The 19,091-nt window shown below is 53.6% G+C and carries 15 protein-coding genes; 7 read left to right on the forward strand and 8 right to left on the reverse strand.

Annotated elements, in window-relative coordinates; translation table 11 throughout:
* Positions 1–36: 36 nt before the first annotated feature.
* On the reverse strand, positions 37–1,224 hold the full coding sequence (gene chrA, locus I9W95_RS16630; protein ID WP_225676927.1) for a chromate efflux transporter: 1,188 nt from the start codon (positions 1,222–1,224) through the stop codon (positions 37–39).
* A 346-nt stretch (positions 1,225–1,570) separates the two neighbouring features.
* Between chrA and I9W95_RS16635 the strand changes: the two genes are divergently transcribed.
* From I9W95_RS16635 to I9W95_RS16655, 5 genes are all read left to right on the forward strand, one after another.
* Entirely contained in the window at positions 1,571–2,653 is a 1,083-nt protein-coding gene (locus tag I9W95_RS16635) for a TRAP transporter substrate-binding protein (RefSeq protein WP_225676929.1), read from the forward strand.
* A 51-nt stretch (positions 2,654–2,704) separates the two neighbouring features.
* Complete coding sequence (locus I9W95_RS16640) at positions 2,705–3,235, forward strand: TRAP transporter small permease subunit (RefSeq protein ID WP_225676931.1); 531 nt, start codon at positions 2,705–2,707, stop codon at positions 3,233–3,235.
* Positions 3,232–4,524, forward strand: a complete 1,293-nt coding sequence (locus tag I9W95_RS16645; RefSeq protein WP_225676933.1) for a TRAP transporter large permease — start codon at positions 3,232–3,234, stop codon at positions 4,522–4,524. Before I9W95_RS16640 ends, I9W95_RS16645 begins: the two co-directional genes overlap by 4 nt.
* An 83-nt stretch (positions 4,525–4,607) precedes the next feature.
* Positions 4,608–6,026 carry a cache domain-containing protein gene (locus I9W95_RS16650; protein ID WP_225676935.1) on the forward strand — a complete coding sequence of 473 codons (1,419 nt, stop codon included), beginning with the start codon at positions 4,608–4,610 and terminating at the stop codon, positions 6,024–6,026.
* Positions 6,023–6,664: a response regulator transcription factor gene (locus I9W95_RS16655; RefSeq protein WP_225676937.1), complete on the forward strand. Its 642-nt coding sequence runs from the start codon at positions 6,023–6,025 to the stop codon at positions 6,662–6,664. The genes I9W95_RS16650 and I9W95_RS16655 overlap by 4 nt, the downstream gene beginning before the upstream one ends.
* Here the strand turns inward: I9W95_RS16655 and I9W95_RS16660 are convergent.
* The 5 genes from I9W95_RS16660 to I9W95_RS16680 are packed head-to-tail and all read right to left on the reverse strand — an operon-like array spanning position 6,661 to position 14,065.
* Positions 6,661–7,608, reverse strand: coding sequence for a DUF4124 domain-containing protein (locus I9W95_RS16660; RefSeq protein WP_225676938.1), 948 nt, complete (start codon positions 7,606–7,608; stop codon positions 6,661–6,663). The two genes, I9W95_RS16655 and I9W95_RS16660, sit on opposite strands and share 4 nt — an antisense overlap.
* Positions 7,574–7,987, reverse strand: a complete 414-nt coding sequence (locus I9W95_RS16665) for a group II truncated hemoglobin (protein ID WP_225676940.1) — start codon at positions 7,985–7,987, stop codon at positions 7,574–7,576. Before I9W95_RS16665 ends, I9W95_RS16660 begins: the two co-directional genes overlap by 35 nt.
* Positions 7,987–11,622, reverse strand: coding sequence for an ATP-binding protein (locus tag I9W95_RS16670; RefSeq protein WP_225676942.1), 3,636 nt, complete (start codon positions 11,620–11,622; stop codon positions 7,987–7,989). The genes I9W95_RS16665 and I9W95_RS16670 overlap by 1 nt, the downstream gene beginning before the upstream one ends.
* A 5-nt stretch (positions 11,623–11,627) precedes the next feature.
* Positions 11,628–12,587, reverse strand: coding sequence for a DUF4194 domain-containing protein (locus I9W95_RS16675; RefSeq protein WP_225676944.1), 960 nt, complete (start codon positions 12,585–12,587; stop codon positions 11,628–11,630).
* 2 nt (positions 12,588–12,589) lie between these two features.
* Complete coding sequence (locus I9W95_RS16680) at positions 12,590–14,065, reverse strand: Wadjet anti-phage system protein JetA family protein (RefSeq protein WP_225676946.1); 1,476 nt, start codon at positions 14,063–14,065, stop codon at positions 12,590–12,592.
* Between the two features lie 173 nt (positions 14,066–14,238).
* Between I9W95_RS16680 and I9W95_RS16685 the strand changes: the two genes are divergently transcribed.
* Together I9W95_RS16685 and I9W95_RS16690 are read left to right on the forward strand one after the other, a co-directional pair.
* The gene (locus I9W95_RS16685; RefSeq protein ID WP_225676948.1) at positions 14,239–14,760 is read left to right on the forward strand and encodes a hypothetical protein; all 522 of its coding nucleotides are present in this window, start codon (positions 14,239–14,241) and stop codon (positions 14,758–14,760) included.
* 19 nt (positions 14,761–14,779) lie between these two features.
* Entirely contained in the window at positions 14,780–17,179 is a 2,400-nt protein-coding gene (locus I9W95_RS16690) for a 7TM diverse intracellular signaling domain-containing protein (RefSeq protein ID WP_225676950.1), read from the forward strand.
* A gap of 85 nt (positions 17,180–17,264) precedes the next feature.
* Here I9W95_RS16690 and I9W95_RS16695 read toward each other — a convergent pair whose 3' ends face one another.
* Together I9W95_RS16695 and I9W95_RS16700 are read right to left on the reverse strand one after the other, a co-directional pair.
* On the reverse strand, positions 17,265–18,302 hold the full coding sequence (locus tag I9W95_RS16695) for an NAD(P)H-dependent flavin oxidoreductase (RefSeq protein WP_225676952.1): 1,038 nt from the start codon (positions 18,300–18,302) through the stop codon (positions 17,265–17,267).
* A gap of 147 nt (positions 18,303–18,449) precedes the next feature.
* Positions 18,450–18,803 (reverse strand): DoxX family protein, encoded by a 354-nt coding sequence (locus I9W95_RS16700; protein WP_225676954.1) that lies wholly within the window; start codon positions 18,801–18,803, stop codon positions 18,450–18,452.
* Between the last annotated feature and the right edge of the window lie 288 nt (positions 18,804–19,091).

Raw genomic sequence — 19,091 nt, forward strand, 5'->3', positions numbered from 1 at the left:
CACTATCGGTCAACTCAGCAGTTTAACCCGAGGCCATCAGGCCAAGGTCACCAGCGCACCTTTAGCAACCAGTACAAAGCCCATCAGCAGCAACACACTGACTTTGCGCCACATCATCAGCACCAACCCAAGCAGCACCAGCAGCACATCAGTGACACCATAAATGGCACCCGTGACTACCGGCCCCAGCAGTGTCGCCAGCAACAACCCGACCACCGCCGCATTAACAGCCGCTACTGCGGCAGTCGCCTGCGCTTGCTGACTGAGCCAGCGCCAAAATGGCAGAACCGCCAGCATCAGCAAAAAACCCGGCAAAAAGATCGCCAGTGTGGCAACCAGCGCGGCACTGAATGGCGCTTCCGGCTGCATAATCGCTGCCAGCCAGGTGACCATTGTGAACATAGGACCTGGAACCATCTGTGCTGCCGCATAGCCCGTCAGCAGCGTTTCGCTGTCGAGCCTGCCCGCCAGTGTTTCAGCCAGCATGGGCAGCACGACATGCCCCCCGCCAAAGACAAAGCTGCCGGCCTGATAAAAACCCGACCACAGGGCAGAAGGCAGCAGAAAGCTAGCGACAAGAATCAGCAGCCACAAAGCCAGCCACAGCAGAACCTGATTTATTGCCAGCGGTTCTGTCGGACACTCAATGCTGGGGGCTGCCGGGCCCGGTAACGAAGCCGTATTACCAGCTTTCAGCACCAGCGCCCGGGCCAAGCCGGCCACACCAGCCCCTGCAATAAGCACCCATGGAGTCAGCCCGGCCAGTAAAACCAACCCTGTTGCCAGCAGAGCGACCACACGCGTGAACCAGTCGTTGCAAAAACTGGCCGCCATGGAGCGCACGGCATCCGCAACAACCACCACTGCGAACAGTTTCATGGCAGCCAGAATCACGTCCAGCTGTTCCGGGGTTACCAACAGCAGCAGTTGCAAGGCCATTGCCAGCATCAACAGCACCGATGGCAAAGTAAACGCAACAAAAGCAATGATCGCGCCTGCGAAACCAGCCCGCAGAAAGCCAATAGCAAACCCAACCTGACTCGACGCTGGCCCCGGCAGAAAGTGTGCCTGGGCCACCAGCATCTGGTACTGCTGCGCCGATAGCCAACCGAGTTTGCGTACAAAGGTTTGCTCAAAACGTGCGATGTGCACGGCCGGTCCACCAAAGCTTGTCAGCCCTAAAAACAGAAACGCTCTGGCGATGTCGATCAGTATTTTGCCCACCGGTATTCCTGCCTGCATCCGTTCAAATACCTGAAAAGATCACCGCATCCGACCAAAGTCTTAACGGCTTTCCACAGCCGCAAACGCCGACCGGATGAGGTCGTATGTTTAGCGAAGAAACACATCCAACCCTTTGAAATGGCGAGGGTTTCCAGCTTTCTTACGATAAGAAACAAACGCCCCGATCTTTTCACATATGCGTATTTTTACTTAAAGCCGAATTGGAATTCTACTGATAAAACCGCAGTCCCCCGGATAGCCGTTTGAGAGCTTGTTGGCGACCATGAATGAGTCAGAAAGTGCTCTGATGCATTCATGCTCTGCAACACAGAAAAGGATAATAACCATGATCCGTTTAACCCATCTGAAAAAAGTGGTGATTGCTGCCGCTTGCTCGATGGCCATTTTTGGCAACGCCCAGGCTGATGACAAAGTGTATCGCCTGAAAATGGCTGAAACCTGGCAAACCAACTTTCCTATCTTTGGCGATGCGCCACGTAATATGGCCGCCATGGCGGAGAAGATGTCCAATGGCCGCCTGAAGATCACCATCGACTCAGCGAACAAGCATAAATCGCCTTTCGGTGTGTTTGATATGGTACGTGCAGGCCAGTATGACATGGGACACTCTGCGTCCTACTACTGGAAAGGAAAGGTTCCGAACACGCTGTATTTCACCACTATGCCATTTGGTATGACAGCACCAGAGCAGTACGCATGGTTCTATCAGGGCGGCGGTATGCAACTGATGGAAAAAGTATACGGTGAGTTCAATCTGATGAGCTTCCCGGGCGGTAACACCAGCAACCAGATGGGTGGTTGGTTCCAGAAAGAAATCAACAGCCTGGATGACCTGAAAGGTCTGAAAATGCGTATCCCGGGTTTCGCCGGTGAGGTTCTGGCGAAACTGGGTGCCAGCCCGACCAACATTCCGCCCGGCGAGCTTTATACCGCACTGGAACGTCGTACCATTGATGCGCTGGAATGGGTAGGCCCGTCTCTCGACCTGCGCATGGGCTTCCACAAAATTGCTCCCTACTACTACACCGGCTGGCATGAGCCTGCGACGGAACTTCAGTTCCTGATCAACAAGCGCAGCTGGGACCGTCTGCCAGCCGATTTGCAGGAAATTCTGCGCGTCGCTATGCGTACTGCAGCGTATGACATGTACATTCAGTCGTACCATGAGTCTGCAGAAAATCTGGCCGTTATCGAAACCGAATACCCTAACGTAAAAATCCGTACTTTCCCGGATGACGTTATGAGTGCTCTGCGCAAAGCCAACGAAGAACTGCTGGCCGAAAAAGCAGCCGCTGATCCGGTAGCCAAAGAAATTCTCGATTCCCAGGCTGCTTACCTGAAGAAGGTACGCCGCTGGACCGATATTTCTGACAAGGCTTACCTGAACAGTATCTCAGTATCTAAATAATAATGACCCATGCACCCGCACAGCGGGTGCATGCATCATGGGGAGAACACCATGCTGATTAAGGCCGAAAAAGCCATTAATCGCTTTTCCGATTTTCTCGGTACCGTTTCTGCGGTGCTGTTTCTGCTGATGCTCGCCAACGTTTTTATCGACGTGGTGATGCGTTATGTATTCAACGATGTATCCATCGCGATGCAGGAACTCGAATGGCATTTTTTTGCCGCCATGTTCATGCTCGGCGTGCCCTACACATTGCGCACCGGCGGCCATGTTCGTGTCGATCTGGTGTATGAGCGACTGTCTGCGCATAAGCAGTCTGTTATTGATATTGGCGGTGGTGTATTACTCCTGCTGCCCTTCTGTTTACTGGTCGGCTGGTACGGCATCGACTTTGCCCACGAAGCATTTGCACTGGGCGAAATGTCCGGCGACCCGGGTGGTTTACCGCAACGCTGGATCATAAAAGCCGTCATTCCATTCGCTTTCTTTTCCACGGCCATTGCCGGCGTGGCAATGATTCTGTCGAGCATTATTACTTACAGAGAAAACACCTTACATAAAACCGACCGGGGCCTCTTATGATTGGTATTGTGATGTTTTTTGTCGCCCTGCTGATGCTGATCTTCGGCTTCCCGGTGGCATTCACATTTGGCGGCGTTGCACTTATTTTTGGTGTCATTGCTGAAGGCCCCGATATGTTCGCCTTCATGCCGTTCCGCATTCAGAGCATCATGGAAAACGTCACCATGATGGCTGTACCACTGTTTATTTTTATGGGCATCGTGCTGCAGAAGACCCGTCTGGCAGAGCAACTGCTGGAAGCCATGGGCAAACTGTTTGGCGGTGTACGTGGCGGCCTGGCAATTTCAACCGTACTGGTTGGCGCACTGCTGGCGGCCTCTACCGGCGTCGTTGGCGCTTCAGTCGTAGCAATGGGTCTGATCTCGCTGCCGGTGATGCTCAAGTACAACTACGACAAATCCCTGGCCTGCGGCACAATCTGCGCCTCTGGCACACTGGGGCAGATTATTCCACCGTCGATTATTCTGATTATTCTTGGCGATGTACTGGGCATTCCGGTTGGCGACCTGTTCCAGGCAGCGCTGGCGCCCGGACTGGTACTGATTGGCTGCTATGTTGCCTACATTCTGGTGTACAGCTGGCTTAAGCCGGAATCCGCTCCCGCACTGCCGATGGATGATGATGTTTCCAGCCGCCGCGAAATGTACCTGCGCGCTCTGAAAGCCATCATTCCACCATTGGCATTGATTCTGGTCGTACTGGGTTCCATCTTTGCGGGCATTGCCACACCGACCGAGTCTTCTGCTCTGGGCGGCGTTGGCGCCTTGTTCCTCGCCGTTCTGTATCGTCAGTTCAGCTGGGGCATGGTGTATGAATCGGCGCAGGAAACAGTAAAAATTACCGCGATGGTATTCGCCATTCTGCTGGGTGCCACGGCGTTCTCAATGGCATTCAGCTACACTGGCGGTGACTACATCGTCGAAGAAGTACTGTCGGATCTTCCGGGCGGCCAGATGGGCTTCCTGATCCTGTCGATGGTAGCGATTCTGATTCTCGGTTTCTTTATCGATTTCGTCGAAATCAGTTTCATCATCGTGCCGATTCTGGCGCCAGTAGCCGCTGCACTGGATATTGCGCCGCTGTGGTTTGCCATTCTGATTGCCATGAACCTGCAAACGTCCTTCCTGACACCACCATTTGGTTTCAGTCTGTTCTATCTGAAAGGTGTTGCACCTCCGCAGGTACGTACCATGGATATCTACAAGGGCGTGATTCCTTTCATCATTATGCAGGCCGCAGTGGTTATCTCCCTGATGTTTGCCCCTGAGTGGTACGGCCTGACTCACTGAGTCGGCCGTACATCATACCTTGGTAGGAACCGGGCGATGCCCTGCACTCGCACCGGTTTCTTTCAGCAGGAACATTCTTTAGCATGAATATTCTGATGCCACCAAGGCAGCCGGGTATGACCCTGACGCTAAAAACAAAAATACTACTGTTAACCATACTGCCTCTGGTTGCCCTGACAGCCACCATCACCTGGGTTACCCAACGTCAGGCGCAGCAACTGGCGGAACGTCAGGTTGCCATGCTTGAAGAAAACATCATGGCGCAAAAACGCCAGGCATTGCTGGACTATGTCAGTCTGGCCATGACCTCCATCTCACCGGTGCTTGAAGAACTGGAATTCGGGCTTGAGCGCTCCCGGGCAGAGTACGAAATCAAACGCATACTCTCTGGTCTTACCTATGATCAGGACGGCTACTTCTTCGCCTACGATCAGCAGGGCAACAATCTGGTACACCCGGTTCAACCCAATCTGGTTGGCCAGAACCTGATCAATCTGCAGGACCCGGACGGCCGCTATGTGATTCAGGAATTACTGAAACTGGCCGCCCGTGGTGGTGGCTTTTATCAGTACATCTGGAATAAACCCTCGCTGTCCGGCGAACGCCATAAGCTCAGTTACGTCGTGAATATTCCGCAACTGGGCTGGATGATGGGAACCGGCCTTTATGTCGATGACATCGTGTCGCAAACCCAGGACCTGCGTAACCGGGTCGATAACAACGTGCGCCGTACTTTTGTTGCCGCCACCGTACTTCTGATCGTCACTCTGGTACTGGTTGTCATGATCGTTATCGTCATCAATATGCACGCGACTCAGCTGGCCGATGACCGCCTCAAAGACCTGGCACAGCGCTCTGTCGCCTTTCAGGTGATGCAACGGCGTAATTTTGCGCGCGAACTGCACGACGGTATTAATCAGATGCTGGTTTCCGCCAAGCTCCGGCTGAATCTGGCCGACAAAAAATGGCCGGCTGATGATGCCCATGAGCACCTGCACAAAGCTACCGAGATGCTTAACATGTCGATACAGGAAGTGCGGCGGGTGTCGCATAACCTGCGACCTGTAATGCTTGATGACCACGGGCTTGAAGCTGCTCTGCACAGCCTGTTGGACGAGCTTAAAGACAACGACAGCATCGACGTAAAGCGCAGAATCCGCCTGCCCGAAACGCGCCTGCCAGATGCCATCGAAATGACTCTGTATCGCCTGGTACAGGAAGCCATCACCAACATCCGCAAACACGCTCGTGCCAGTCAGGTTTGCCTGCGCATTTCACACACCCTGCACAGCGTGCTGGTTGAGCTGGAAGACAATGGCTGTGGCTTTCACCACGAGGATGAACAACAGCAGGGAATCGGCCTGATGAATATGCGTGAGCGGGTCGAGCTTGTAGGCGGAAAGTTTAGTGTCCGCAGCAAAAGAACACAGGGTACACTGATCAGCGCTGAGTTCCTGTTGAATCCGGGAGCAACGATCAGCCGGGAGAATAATAAAATATGACACAACCGATTCGAGTAATTATTGCCGACGACCACCCGATGGTGCGCGAAGGCCTGAAAGTCAGCCTGGAAAATGAAGGCATTCATGTCGTTGCCGATGTCAGTAACGGCCAGGAAGCTCTGGACGCCACAGCCGAACACAATCCTGATGCGGTACTGCTGGATATATCCATGCCGATTATGAACGGTATGGAGGCCTGTGCTGCCTTTCAGCAACAGTTTCCCGATACCCGCCTGCTAATCATCACCATGCACGATGATCGCGAGTACATTCTGAAAGTCGTTCAGGCAGGCGCTGCGGGCTATGTTCTGAAAGACGCGGCCCCGGAAGAACTGGTACTGGCGGTACAAACTGTATGCCAGGGTGGCACCTACTTCAGTTCCAGTGTGGCCAAAACGCTGTTTAATGAGTTCAACCGGCCCCGTAACAGCCATGCTGAAGACGTTCTCAGTCCAAGAGAAGAAGACGTTCTGGCACTGCTGGCCGAAGGAATGGGCAACAAGGAAATAGCGCGGGAACTGGATATTTCTGTACGTACCGTGGAAGCCCACCGAGTGAAAATCAAACAGAAACTGAACATTAATAACTCAGCCGGTTTGATTCGCTACGCCATCGATAACGGTGTGGTTCGCCGCTAAAAGCGGATTTCCGCCGGCGCCCGCATATCGTCCGACAGCCACTGACGCCAGTGAATATTCAGTGTCTGTCGGCCACCGATATAGTGCTCGTCGAGCAAATAGTAAGACCGGACATTCACGCCACGTTTATAGTCCTGCAACAGCCGGGTAATCAGACTACGGCCATACGGACGCGACAGTAGAAAATACACCAGCTGCCCCGCCATGGATTGATTGGTACCTTCAGCCAGATTGGCTTTCTGCCAGCGGTCGCTTTTGATTTCCACGAATGCCAGCACGTCACCGACACGCTGTCGACGCTGCAAACACACAGCACGATTATTTCTGTGGGGCAAAATGGCCAGCTCGCCATCTGTCGCGACCAGCGTTTCCATCTGCTCTGCCATACCTTCGTTAAGCCACAATGGCATGCGCTCAGCCAGAGAATGCAGAATGGCGTGGCTGGCTTCGTGGCGAATGGTTGCGTAGGTGCTCTCCAGTCCACCGATCTCGTCTTCGTGAATGTAGACAGCAATTTCGTGAAGGGACGGCACATACAGCCCAAGCGACTGACTTCCATCAGCACCCATTGCCTTTCGAACAAAGGCAATATATTCCGCGCGATTCGGCAGCAGATGAATTTTTACCGGTACCTGGCGATAAAAATCGAAGTAAATCACTTCATCATAAAAGCGATAAACCAGATTCACATCGCGCTGCACTTTTGCTTCGTCAAGGCGGGCACTGCCGCCCTGCAGACTTCCCTGCTGAATAACTTCAATATTCAGCGGCTTCCAGCCACTGGCGGATGAACGCAACTTAACCACCTCGGCTTGCTGAGAATGCGGTTTGTCTGAAAACTGCACACGGCCATTGTCATCCACCCAGCGATAGATCTGGGCGGATGCACTGGCCGCAAACAGCAGCAGACTAAGAGATATTGCGACAGCGTTCAGCCGGCACATATAACTGCTCCAGCAGATAGCGACGAAAGTCTTCGGCGTATGGTTGCTTAGCCGCCGACACTCGCATACACGCCAGCCAGGCATCACGACGTTCGGCGTCAATCGCAAACTGGCGATGAAACACCGGTATCGCAATACTGCCGTATTTTTCAGAATAGCGGCGCGGACCGCCAAGCCAGCCACTGAGAAAACATGCCAGCCGATCTTTGGCATCGGTCAGTTCTTCAGGGTACATAGCACGAATGGGGGCCGCCTCCGGCAACGTATCCATCGCCTGATAGAAGTCTTCTACCAGCTGGCAGATTCCCTCAAAACCACCGGCGGCCTGATAGGAGGCGTCACCGGTGCCATACGGACGCTGTTGCTGTCCACTGCTCATCAGGCAAACTCTTCCATAAAGTCGAGGCCCGCCTGATGACGAATGGTGCGACGATGATTCGCCCACAACTCCTTCACTTTTTCCTGGTTACACTGCTGACGATCCACCAGTACACGGGTCTGCAACTCACCCTTCGTCAGGCCGCCGGCCAGAGGCACTTTAGAGAACACAAACTGGTTGGAAATCAGGTCCATAAACGGACCAGACTTACTGGTCGGCATAATAAACAGCAGTTGCAGACCAAGGCTTTCGGTCAGGTAATTAATCACTTCTTTCGAACGGGTTTCATCCATTTTCGAGAAGGCTTCATCGACCAGCACCACACGCAGATGAGTATCGCCTTCGTTAAAACGGAAGGCCGAGGTAATGGCCGCCGAACGGATAATATAAGCTGGTGTTTCCAGCTGACCACCGGAACCGGTACCGTACTGACTCAGAGCGATAGGCTCTTTATTCGCAGGCTGCTTATAAATTTCGTAGGAGCGGTAATTACGGTAGTCGGAAATACGCTCAAGTTCGCGCATCGCTTTCTGCTCGTCCTCATCGAGCAGCATACTCATCATATGATCGCGCACACGCTGAGCGTTTTTCGACAAATCGGCAGTAAACAACGTAGCGCCATCGCCCAGGGTTGGGTTCTTGATGATTTCATCGAAGAACTGCCAGTACTCCTTGTACTCAGGCACCCACTCCCAGTCGAACCAGTAGGTTTCGCGGTCAGCACCAAACTGGTGATGTGCCAGCTCTTTGTTCAGGTCTTCAAGGATACGTTTACCGTCGTTAATGGCCTGATAAATTGAGTGACACAGGTTAGTCACGAAAGCGTTATTGAAGCTTTCACGCAGCTGAACCAGCTTGTCCTGTTTTTCCACCAGAATGTTGTTTTTCAGGCGGTTGTATACGCGTTCAACTTCACGCTCCAGACCACACACGGTTTTGAAGAAAGCAATGCCGTGTTCCTGACGATAGTCCGGCGTATACACGATAGAATCGACCGTCTGACAACGCTGGTTATGCTCAGCGATGTTGCGCTCAATTTCGTAAGCCGTAGAGTTCAGTTCCTGACTGATGGTCTTACGATGGTTTTCGATGGCCTCAGCAGGGCTTTCTTCGGCTTCTTTATCAGCAGCCTGCAAGCGCGCTTCGGTATCGAAATCCGGCCACACACTGACAATAAAGCGCAACGCTTCTTCTTTTTCGTCGGCCTGTTCTGAGGTTGCTTCCTGTTGATCACTGAGCTGCTTGCACTGTTTCTCGCTGTCATTCAGCTGCTGCTGCAAACGACCCAGCTCGCCATCCAGTTCTTTAATCTGTGCATCGAGATCATCGCCTTTTTCTTTCAGTGCTTCGAACTCGTGCTCCAGATGTTTAAAGTCAGACAGGTCAACATTGTTCAGCGCCTGCTCGGCATTCTGCATCTGATACTGAACATCCAGCATCTGACGCATCTGATCGGCGAAAGTAACGTGGCGCAGCAGATTAATTGCATCCAGTAACTGCTGTACCTGCTTCAGCTGATAGGAGGCTTCATTCGCCTGCTCGGCAATACTCTGCACTTCTGCTCGCTTGGCCGCCAGAGCACGTTCACGTGCACCCAGACCGAACACCAGCTCCGAATCTTCAAGATCACAGCGATACACCGAATAGGCACCGGAACCCAGCCCCTCTTTGGTTACCCCTCGACGGGTCATACGCAGCGCCTGAGTATCGGCAACCTGCTCAACCATGCCATAGCTGGCCTCAAGATAAGCTCGGGCTGTGGCATGTTCAAATTCCATCAGATGAGTAATGGAATTCGCTGGAATGCGCAGACGCTCGGCATCACGTTTGGCTTTTTCGCCCTGAATTACCCGGGCACGACTGCCGCCCGGAATGGCACGCAGAATACGCGCTGCTTCCGCTTCGTAATCGCTGTCCACGAGGATGCTGAAACGTGCACCACCGATATAACCTTCAATGGCACTCTGCCACTCAGAGTCGGTAATTTCGACGTAGTCTGCCAGTACTCGTGGCTCGCACTCCGGACACTCACGACGCAGATATTCCAGCGCCTGACGGACGTATCCCGGATAGTTCAGCTGACGAGCTTCCAGACTGTCGACGTCCGCCTGTTTCTGCGCCATACGCGCCTGAACCTGCTGCAATTTCTGCTCGCGCCGGTCGACCTGTTTAGCCACCTGATCGCGCAGAGAAATACCGCTGCTTTCCAGTTCAGTAGAATGGAAGCGTTCGCGCCATTGGTTAACCACCATCTGCTGATGCTGCGCATCATCCAGGTGAGCTTCCAGCGGCGACAGATCGACCCAGTCTTTACCCAGCAGTTTACGCAGGTCGACCGCGCCCTGATCCTTAATGGCCAGAACCTCTTTCGCCTGCTCAATAATTTTCTTCTGACCCAGCGTTGGGATTTCCAGACCAATCGACGTTTTCTGCAGTGCACCGTAAACCAGCTCAGTGGCGCGCAGCGATGCCTGCAGCATCTGGTCCTGTTCCAGCAGCGGAATCGCCAGTTGCTGTAACTGTTTCTTACCATCGGCAATGGCCTGCTCGGCAGAGTCTTTATCCTGCAGCGCGTCGATACCACGACGCTGAGCTTCCATGCTGATCAGCTGCTCACGCAACTGCTTACGGCGCTCCTGCGACATTTCACGTTCTTTTTCTGCTTTATGCAGACGTTCACGAATGCCCTGCTGTTTCTCTTTAGCCGTTAAATAGGCACGCTGATCGTTAATGTAGCGGCTACGGGCAGCGGTGTATTCGAGCACGTTGTAATCAATCCACTGATCGATATAACGCTGCGATGCCGCTTTAGTGTTGTTCAGGATACTGATGGTTTCCGCCAGGGTGTTGGCGTCGGATTCCATCGCATAAATGGTTTTCATCAGATCCGATACAGTACGAATCGCATCGCCCAGATCTTTCTGTTCGAGAATTTCGTTAGCCACGAAGCCATTGATGCTTTTCACTGGCTTGTAGGCCATAAAGCGCGAGAAAGTGCGGGCCGCGTTCATCGCTTCACGTTCGCTGACAGCATCATGACGGCCACGCAGAGCACCGTACAAGCGACGCAGATACTGCTTCTTGGTGTCGTACTTCTCGATATTGTTAGCATCCATACGCTTTTTGAGGTGCGCTGGCAGCTTATTCAGATCGAGGACATTACGCTGACCGTCTTCTTCTTTGAGAAAGTCCGACAGGCCCAGTGCTTCGTTAACAATATAAAACTGCAGATCGTTCTGCCGCGCCACCGGCTGACTGCCGGCTCTGTCGATGCTGGCACTGACACCGATAATGGCTGTAAAGGCTTCACCACTTTCACCCTGAGTCGGATGAAAAACAGCCGCCAGATAACCCACTGCGCCGTTAGGACGGGCATAACTGCCATCGTCACAACCCAGAACATAAGACGCCAGCGTTCGCACGTTTTTACCACGACCACGCTGAGTCGCTTCATCCTGACCCGGGTTGTAGTGGAACAGCGTATCGTGCGCTGCGGTCATGATGGTCTGAATCGCATCCGCGGCGGTGGTTTTACCCGAACCGTTACCACCTGAGAACAGGTTGATCGGTCCGAAATCAAATTCTGATGCCGGGATATTGCCCCAGTTAACGTAAATAAACTTCTTCAGAAACATGGCAATTATTCCCCAAACAGACTGGCGGGTTGCTTGGCATCCGCCGCCGTCTCTTGTTCTGTGTCGTTCACGGATGCCACCAGTTCTTCGCTGGCTTCATCGATTTCCTGCGCAGATTCTTCGCTTTCAGCCTGTGCGCTGTCTTCTGCTTCGGCTGCAGTGCTATTTGCGCCTTGCTCATCAGCGTCAGCGCTTACCTCCGCGGCTTCGTCATTGGCAGTTTCGTCAGCGTCTGAGTCATCATCGGCTTCCTCTTCAGACTCGGATTCAGCTGTCTCTGCAGAATCAGACTCTGGTGACGTAACCGCAGCACCACTTTCTGCCTGCTCCTGTTCTTCGCCTTCTTCTTCCATCAGTTCTGACAGAACCTGATCCGATACGTAGCTCATGATCATCGGCCGTACTTTCAGCCACATATCGCTGTCGGAAAGCTGTTCGTCATTGGCAATCTGAACCAGTCGCAGCTGTTTCAGGCGACGGAACAGCGCTTTACGGTCTGTCAGATTTTCCGGCAAGGTGCGTTTCAGCAGGTTTTTCATTGCGATACTGAGCGCTTCCAGCGACACCATGACGCAGCCCTGCTCGTCCACCATGCCTTCGCGCAGCGCCTTATCGTACTGCGCGCGCAGCACCAGAATCAGGGCAACCTCATTCTGGTTCAGACGACTGCGGAATGCCTGAGCACCGGTATTCTGCGGATCATCCACCATCCCCGGCACCTGGGCACCCGGCGGAAACAGTCGCACGAACTGAAAGCGGCGGTCATGCTGAATACGAATGCCGAGCATGGTCAGGTAATCACCAACCAGCTCTTCCAGACGCAGATAGCGGTCGTACAGCTGCTGTTCAATCTGGCTTTCGTCACGACAGATAACGCCGTAATCCAGCAGGCGAACCAGCAGTTCAGATAAGTCCCTCTGGCTGAGGCCTTCTTTTTCTAATGATTTTTCGATGGTCTGTAACATGCTCAGGACTCTTTCTGCACCAACTCAAAGGTGAAGTGGTCTTTCTTAATAAAATACTGCCCGGCGTCACCGCCGTTGCCGGCGCTGTCATCAGGTTCAATACGGAATTCGAATTCGCTCGACAGGCCATCGGATGCACCGATGCCAATGGCATGAGCCACGGCGAGGAAGTCTTTGGCATTTTCAATTGGCAGCTCACGGGTGGATACCCGCTTGCCATCACGCAGATGACCCGCCATATAGCTTTTCAGTGCCTGCTGATTCACCAGGAAGGCCTGATCCAGTACCTGCTGGATGTAAATTTCCTTACGGGCGTTAACGTCAAAGTCACCTTTGCCATCATCCAGCGCGGCTTCGATGGTGCGACGCTGACGCGGCGCCGCCAGACGTACCTGAGCTGGATCGACCAGGCCAATTTCTGGTACTGCCATACGTTCACCGGCACGCAGCAGTAATTGCTCCTGCTCTTTTTCCGGCATCGCAGCCAGACGCTTACACACGGCCAGCACATCGTTATGTTGCTGCGACGCGAGGTAGCTCATCTGGCGGATAATGATGTCGGCACGCTTGGTGAAACTCTGCAGGGCACGACGCAGGGCCGGAAGCATAATGTCGGAGGCATTGCGCAAACGCATATCGATGCCGTCAAGCAGCACCCACAGCACTGACTGCCCTTCATGCGCCAGCTCTGGCAGCACTTCGCGCAGTCGACGCTCTGCATTGGCTTTAAATACTTTATCCTGCTTGCGAATGGCGTGAATCAGGCTGCTGATCTGATCGCGGTGTTTTTCGACGTTATCCGCCGATAAACGCACCGACAGATCGGGCTGGAAACGGTTTTCCATGAAATCGAAGAAGGCTTCACTGGCACGCTGCACCAGCAACTGATCTTCCATTTCACGCACCAGATCACGTTTACGCTCTTCCAGTTCTGCGATCACATCAGTGAAGTCGCTGATGATACGCTCGGAATACTCGTAAGCATCAAGCAGATCGTAGATATCACCGCGTTCAACAAAGGATTCCAGCGCGTTGCGCGTATTTCGCGTATTACGATGACGGGTTCGTGCCGTTGTTCGGCTTTCCGCGACAAATGGCTCAGTAAACTGGCGGCCATAGCGGGTAAAAGCAAACGTACTCTGCAGCGTGGCCTCATCGACCTGCTTTTCCAGCCAGCCATGCTCAATCAGCTGATTCAGCACCCAACCAGCCTGCTCACGACTGGTGCGGAAGCGGCCTTCCTGAGTGTCGGTGGCTTCATCCTGCGCCTCGGCCAGTTCGTCCGCCAGCACCGGAGCACGCACCAATGCCTCCTGGAAAATCTCAATCAGAGTATCTCTGGCCAGAGCCTGACCGTAGTCCGCACTGCTGGAGCTGTAGAGTCTCTGGTACAGCTCTTTCAGGCACTCCATAACCTGCGCCCGGTACTTACCGGTCAAAGGGCGGAAAAATTGCCCGCGTTCCTGTTCAAAAAACATACATTCCCGGGTGAGTGTATCAACGCAAATGACCGGTTAGAGTACTGAAACCGATGACGGAAAACCAGCACCTGAATGCGTCTTTATGATCCGTGTCCGTAGCGGGTAAAGCGTGTATTTAAAGCGCACCAGTCAGGGGATATACTGGCCGCGATCATTCCCGGAAATATCTCATGCAAGCAAGCAATGCAGGCCCCCGCAACGCCGCCTTCTATCAGGTAGGGACAGAAAAGTTTATCGAGCTGAGCCTGGTGACATTCGGTGTCTATGGCATTTACTGGACCTGGGCCAACTGGAAAGCCATCCAGCAAGCCGGTGAACCGGTCAATCCGCTGTTGCGCACTCTGTTTGCCGTATTCTGGCAGTTCAGTCTGTACCAGCGTATTGCCGTCCGCGCCGGAACAGAAGATATGGGGCCACGCTGGAAGCCTGTCAGGCTGTTTGTGTTGTTTGCTGCTTTTTCCGTGCTTCCCATATGGATGCTGATTACAGCCCATCCATGGGCAGCCCTGGCCGGGTTGCTGACTCTTCTGCCCAATGTACTGGTAAATCAGAGCATTAATGCTATCAATGAGAAGTACCTGCCGTTTTACGAACAGAACACTGAGCTGAGTGCCAGCAACTGGACCGCCGTTGTGGCTGGCGTGGTTGGCTGGCTGACATTACTTACACTGGCGCTGACCAGTGACCTATAACCAAACACGGGAACGCATCATGGCACGTGCCAATGTTCTTCAGACTCTGGCTGTACTGATCACTCTGGTACTGGCCTCGCTCAACCTTAATGCCGCACAGCCGGCGGCAACACTCAGTCTGGAGGCACCCGGAGACTACAGCATTGGCCTCTACAGTCAGTGGCTGGAAGACCCAACGCTTAACCTCAGCATCGACGATGCCATGCAGGCAGAAGGCTGGCAGACCTCAACCGAGGCCTCTCTCAACTTTGGTTACAGCGACTCCGTGTACTGGTTACGCACCCGCATTCACGCCGGCAGCCTGCACGACTGGGCACTGTGGATTCGTTACTCATTACTCGATTACGTCGAGTTCTACCTCTGCCCGCAACCCTACGATGGTGAAGCTGGCTGCCAGAAACGACTGGCTGGCGACGAAGTGCCGTTCAAACTCGGTCGCGACGTTAATCATCCGAACCTGATCGTGCGCTTCCCGATGGAACAGGGTCAGGAATATCTGCTTGTGATGCGCGTTCAGTCAAACGGTGCTTACCAGATCCCTGCCAGTCTGGTTGACGAAAAAACCCTGCAGAACGAGCTGGAAACCAACAACCTGATTCGTGGCGGCTACTACGCCACCATGCTGGTAATGGGTCTGTACAACCTGTTCATCTTTTTCCAGACCCGCGAGCGCAGTTACCTGTACTACACCCTGGTAACAGTCACCTTCCTGATCTTCCACATGACCTACGAAGGTTCGGCATTCCAGTATTTCTGGCCGGAAACCCCATCGCTGAATCAATACGCCCTGCCGTTGATGTTCCTTGTCAACCAGATATTCCTCAGTTTATTTGTGCCGAACTTCCTCAATCTGAAGAAGCACAGTCCCGGCGCACACCGACTGTTCCGCGTATATACCGCGATTTCCGGCATGCTGCTGATCATGCTGCCGCTGATCCCATACGCAGTCATGCTGCCGGTTATCAACCTGCTCAGCACTGTTGTACTGATCTCTGCCCTGTTAATTGGCATCGTATTCTGGGTGCAGGGGCGCCCGGCGGCGCGCTTCTTCACCATCGCCTGGGTGTCCCTGATTACCGGTCTGGTACTGGCCAACGCCCGCAGCCTGGGCCTTATCCCGACCAACACCTTCACACTGTATGCCTACCAGATCGGTTCCTTTATGGAAGTTGTACTGCTGTCTATGGCACTCGGTGAGCGCATCATGCGTCTGCAGAAAGAACAGCTTGAAACCCGCAAAGCGATGCTGAAAACCCAGGAAGAGGCCATTCAGTATCTGCGCGATTATGAAGACCTGTATCAGAACTCCCTGACCGGCAAGTTCCAGCTCGACAGTGACGGTTACTTTATAAAATCCAACCCAGCCTGGCGCCGCATGCTGGGCTTTGGTGAACTGTCACGCTTTGTCTCCGACAACCCACCTTTCGACAGCCTCTTCACCAGCGGAACTGAGCGCCGTAACTTTTGGCGGCGCATTAAGGAAAGCGGACACGTACAGGGGTTTATTGCACAGCTGGCGCAACCCAACAGTGGCGAAAAACTGATGGTTTCCATCACCATGCGCGCCTCAACCAACAACGGCCGCTCAGCCTGGATTGGTTCCGGCCAGAACATCACAGAGGAATACCAGAAAGAGCAGGCACTGAGTCACCTGCAGAAAGAGAAAGCCCAGGCATTACGCCAGTTGGTAATGGGTATCGCCCACGAGATGAACACCCCACTGGGTAATATTCGCATGGCCGAAACCTTCCTCGCTGACCAGCGATCCGACTGGACCGAAGATGAGTTACAGGCACATCTGGGTTCAGGACTTAAGCACATCCACGAAGGTATTGACCGCCTCAACGGCCTGAACCAGCTGATGAAAAATGCCATCGTGCAGGAAAACCAGTACGCTCAGGAACTGCTGCCGGTTCGCCCATGGCTGAAAACCTGGTCTGCCCAGATGCTGGAGAAGTATCCTCAGCTCAGTCTGAAAACGGCCATTCACAGCTACATTACCGAATGGGATACCTATCCGGACGCGCTCAACATTATTTTCAGTCAGCTGGTCGATAACTCCTGCAAGCACAACGCCGATAAAGCCGAGCAGGGAACACTGGAAATTGGCATTGAGTTCCGCGAGCGCGGCGAGCATCTGGAACTGCATTACCGCGATAACGGCAAAGGTATCGATGAAGAACAGCGTGACGCTATCTTTATGCCGTTCTACACCACACAGCGCCGGTTAGCTGAAAGCAAAGGACTAGGTCTTTATCAGACCTACAACCTGCTGACCGACCTGCTGCATGGTCAGATCGAATGGCCGGCGGATGCTCAGGGCTTCTATCTGGTGGTGCGCTTCCCTCTGCCACAGGAAGAATCGGCACCGACTGCAAGTTCGGCGTCCACCGCGACAGAAGAAGAAACACCCGAGTAAATAAAAAACGCCGCTTAATGCGGCGTTTTTTATTATCAGAGCGCTGTTAACAGACAACGCAGGGAAACAGACCAGCCGAGAGCGATCAGTCCTTCAGCGCCTGCATATCGCGCCATAGATCCAGCGTCAGCTGCTGCACCCCAACAGTGCGGCAGGCGGCCCGGTTTTCTCCCGCCCACATAGACGAAAAATCACCCCGTCCCCGCGCTTCTGCAGCTGCTTTTAGCGGCGCCAGTGCGGCTGAGGCATAAGGGAACGGCGCGACATCATTATTGATATTACCGAGATCGCGCATCAGACGATTACAGATTCCCCGCGCTGGACGACCGGAAAACACATTGGTTAGCGCAGTTACGGATGTTTCTGCAATTAATGCCTGACGATAAACTTCACTGGTTTTCGCCTCATCACACAACAGATAGGCGGTACCCAGCTGTACATAACTGGCGCCCAGCTGCAGCATTTGTTCGATATCTGCGGCGCTACTGATACCGCCTGCGGCTATAACAGGCACAGAAACCCTGCCCTGCAACTCCTGCAGTAAAGTACGTGTTGATTGCTGGCTGGCCAGATCCTGGCTGAGAAACATACCGCGATGCCCGCCTGCCTCAACACCCTGAGCGATGATCATGTCGACACCATGATCCTGCAGCCACAGCGCCTCCTCCAGCGTGGTCGCCGTCGATAACACAGTGACACCGGCAGACTTAAGCGCATCGACTTTACCTGCATCAGGCAGGCCGAAATGAAAACTCACCACGTCAGGCTTCAGCTCAGCCACAACCTCTGCCATGGCATCGTCGTAGGGCATGCGCAACGCACCCGCTTCTGATGGCTGCAGCGAGAATTCGTCGTAATAACCTGCCAGCATTTGCTGCCAGCGCAACGCAGCCACTTTGCTTAACGGTGCCATGGTGTGACAAAAGAAATTCAGATTCAGAGGCGCGCTCGTCGCCTGGCGAAAAGCAGCAACTTCAGCGACTACCTGATCAGCCGACAGCATACCGCACGGCAGGGAGCCTAATGCGCCTGCACTGGCGACAGCGGCCGCCAGACGCCAGTCCTGAACACCGGCCATCGGTGCCTGAATAATCGGAATCGTTATATTCAGGGTAGAAGCCATAATCACCTGCCTGAAGTAGTCCCAGTGAACCGACAGCCACTATATCTGTTTCTGAAATTCAGCGGCGCTATAACTGATATTCGATAAAAAAATAAAGAACTGGCAGAGCTTAAGGCTTGCAACAAGCACAGCGACAAAGCACTGGTATTATTTCCGGCCAGCCAAAATCCGGATATCGTCAGAACCAAGCCAGGCACGCAAAGCAGACAACACAAGAATCGTACTGGCAATAAGCAGCATGCTCCATTCTGAATTGCGAACATGAGTAATCACCGCCCCGACCATCAGCAACGCCAGACAGCCTCCTGCCAGTGCCGATAAACGACGTACCAGTAAGCCACAACCACCTGCTACTTCCAGCGCCCCGGTGAGGTACATAAACCACAACGGATAACCCCATCGCTCAAAAGCGGCTAGTTCAAACGACAGCCCGGCCAGCTTTGCGCCACCGGAAGCAAGAAAGACGAGCGCCAGCACAATGCTGAGCACCTTGGTATTCATAGGCAGCACCACTGAAAAATATTCCACAAGGGGCACTAGTGTCCCACAGTTTTAAAGATATCGGTTTTCTATAAACGACTTTTAAATCCGCAATGCCTGCTGCCTCCCAGGGGAACTTATCGAGCGTCGGACCGCCCCTGGCCGGCAGGACCGACCCCAGCTTTTCGCTTCTGGAGCGTTCCCCCTCATTCTCTCGATTTTTCGGGCCACGCGCCCATGCGACATCCCTGTCGCCGTCCGCTCGTCGGGCATCCATGCCCGGTGGACCGGAAAAATCATCGTTCATTT

The sequence above is a fragment of the Thalassolituus marinus genome, from assembly GCF_020320395.1.
Lineage (GTDB): Bacteria > Pseudomonadota > Gammaproteobacteria > Pseudomonadales > Oceanobacteraceae > Venatoribacter > Venatoribacter marinus.

Bases quoted from the DNA above. Each gene is read 5' to 3' on its own strand.
- I9W95_RS16675 (WP_225676944.1), bottom strand. From the start codon at position 12,587: ATGTTACAGACCATCGAAAAATCATTAGAAAAAGAAGGCCTCAGCCAG.
- I9W95_RS16690 (WP_225676950.1), top strand. From the start codon at position 14,780: ATGGCACGTGCCAATGTTCTTCAGACTCTGGCTGTACTGATCACTCTG.
- I9W95_RS16670 (WP_225676942.1), bottom strand. From the start codon at position 11,622: ATGTTTCTGAAGAAGTTTATTTACGTTAACTGGGGCAATATCCCGGCA.
- I9W95_RS16695 (WP_225676952.1), bottom strand. From the start codon at position 18,302: ATGGCTTCTACCCTGAATATAACGATTCCGATTATTCAGGCACCGATG.
- I9W95_RS16645 (WP_225676933.1), top strand. From the start codon at position 3,232: ATGATTGGTATTGTGATGTTTTTTGTCGCCCTGCTGATGCTGATCTTC.
- I9W95_RS16635 (WP_225676929.1), top strand. From the start codon at position 1,571: ATGATCCGTTTAACCCATCTGAAAAAAGTGGTGATTGCTGCCGCTTGC.
- I9W95_RS16660 (WP_225676938.1), bottom strand. From the start codon at position 7,608: ATGTGCCGGCTGAACGCTGTCGCAATATCTCTTAGTCTGCTGCTGTTT.
- I9W95_RS16665 (WP_225676940.1), bottom strand. From the start codon at position 7,987: ATGAGCAGTGGACAGCAACAGCGTCCGTATGGCACCGGTGACGCCTCC.
- I9W95_RS16640 (WP_225676931.1), top strand. From the start codon at position 2,705: ATGCTGATTAAGGCCGAAAAAGCCATTAATCGCTTTTCCGATTTTCTC.
- I9W95_RS16680 (WP_225676946.1), bottom strand. From the start codon at position 14,065: ATGTTTTTTGAACAGGAACGCGGGCAATTTTTCCGCCCTTTGACCGGT.
- I9W95_RS16655 (WP_225676937.1), top strand. From the start codon at position 6,023: ATGACACAACCGATTCGAGTAATTATTGCCGACGACCACCCGATGGTG.
- I9W95_RS16700 (WP_225676954.1), bottom strand. From the start codon at position 18,803: ATGAATACCAAGGTGCTCAGCATTGTGCTGGCGCTCGTCTTTCTTGCT.
- I9W95_RS16685 (WP_225676948.1), top strand. From the start codon at position 14,239: ATGCAAGCAAGCAATGCAGGCCCCCGCAACGCCGCCTTCTATCAGGTA.
- I9W95_RS16650 (WP_225676935.1), top strand. From the start codon at position 4,608: ATGAATATTCTGATGCCACCAAGGCAGCCGGGTATGACCCTGACGCTA.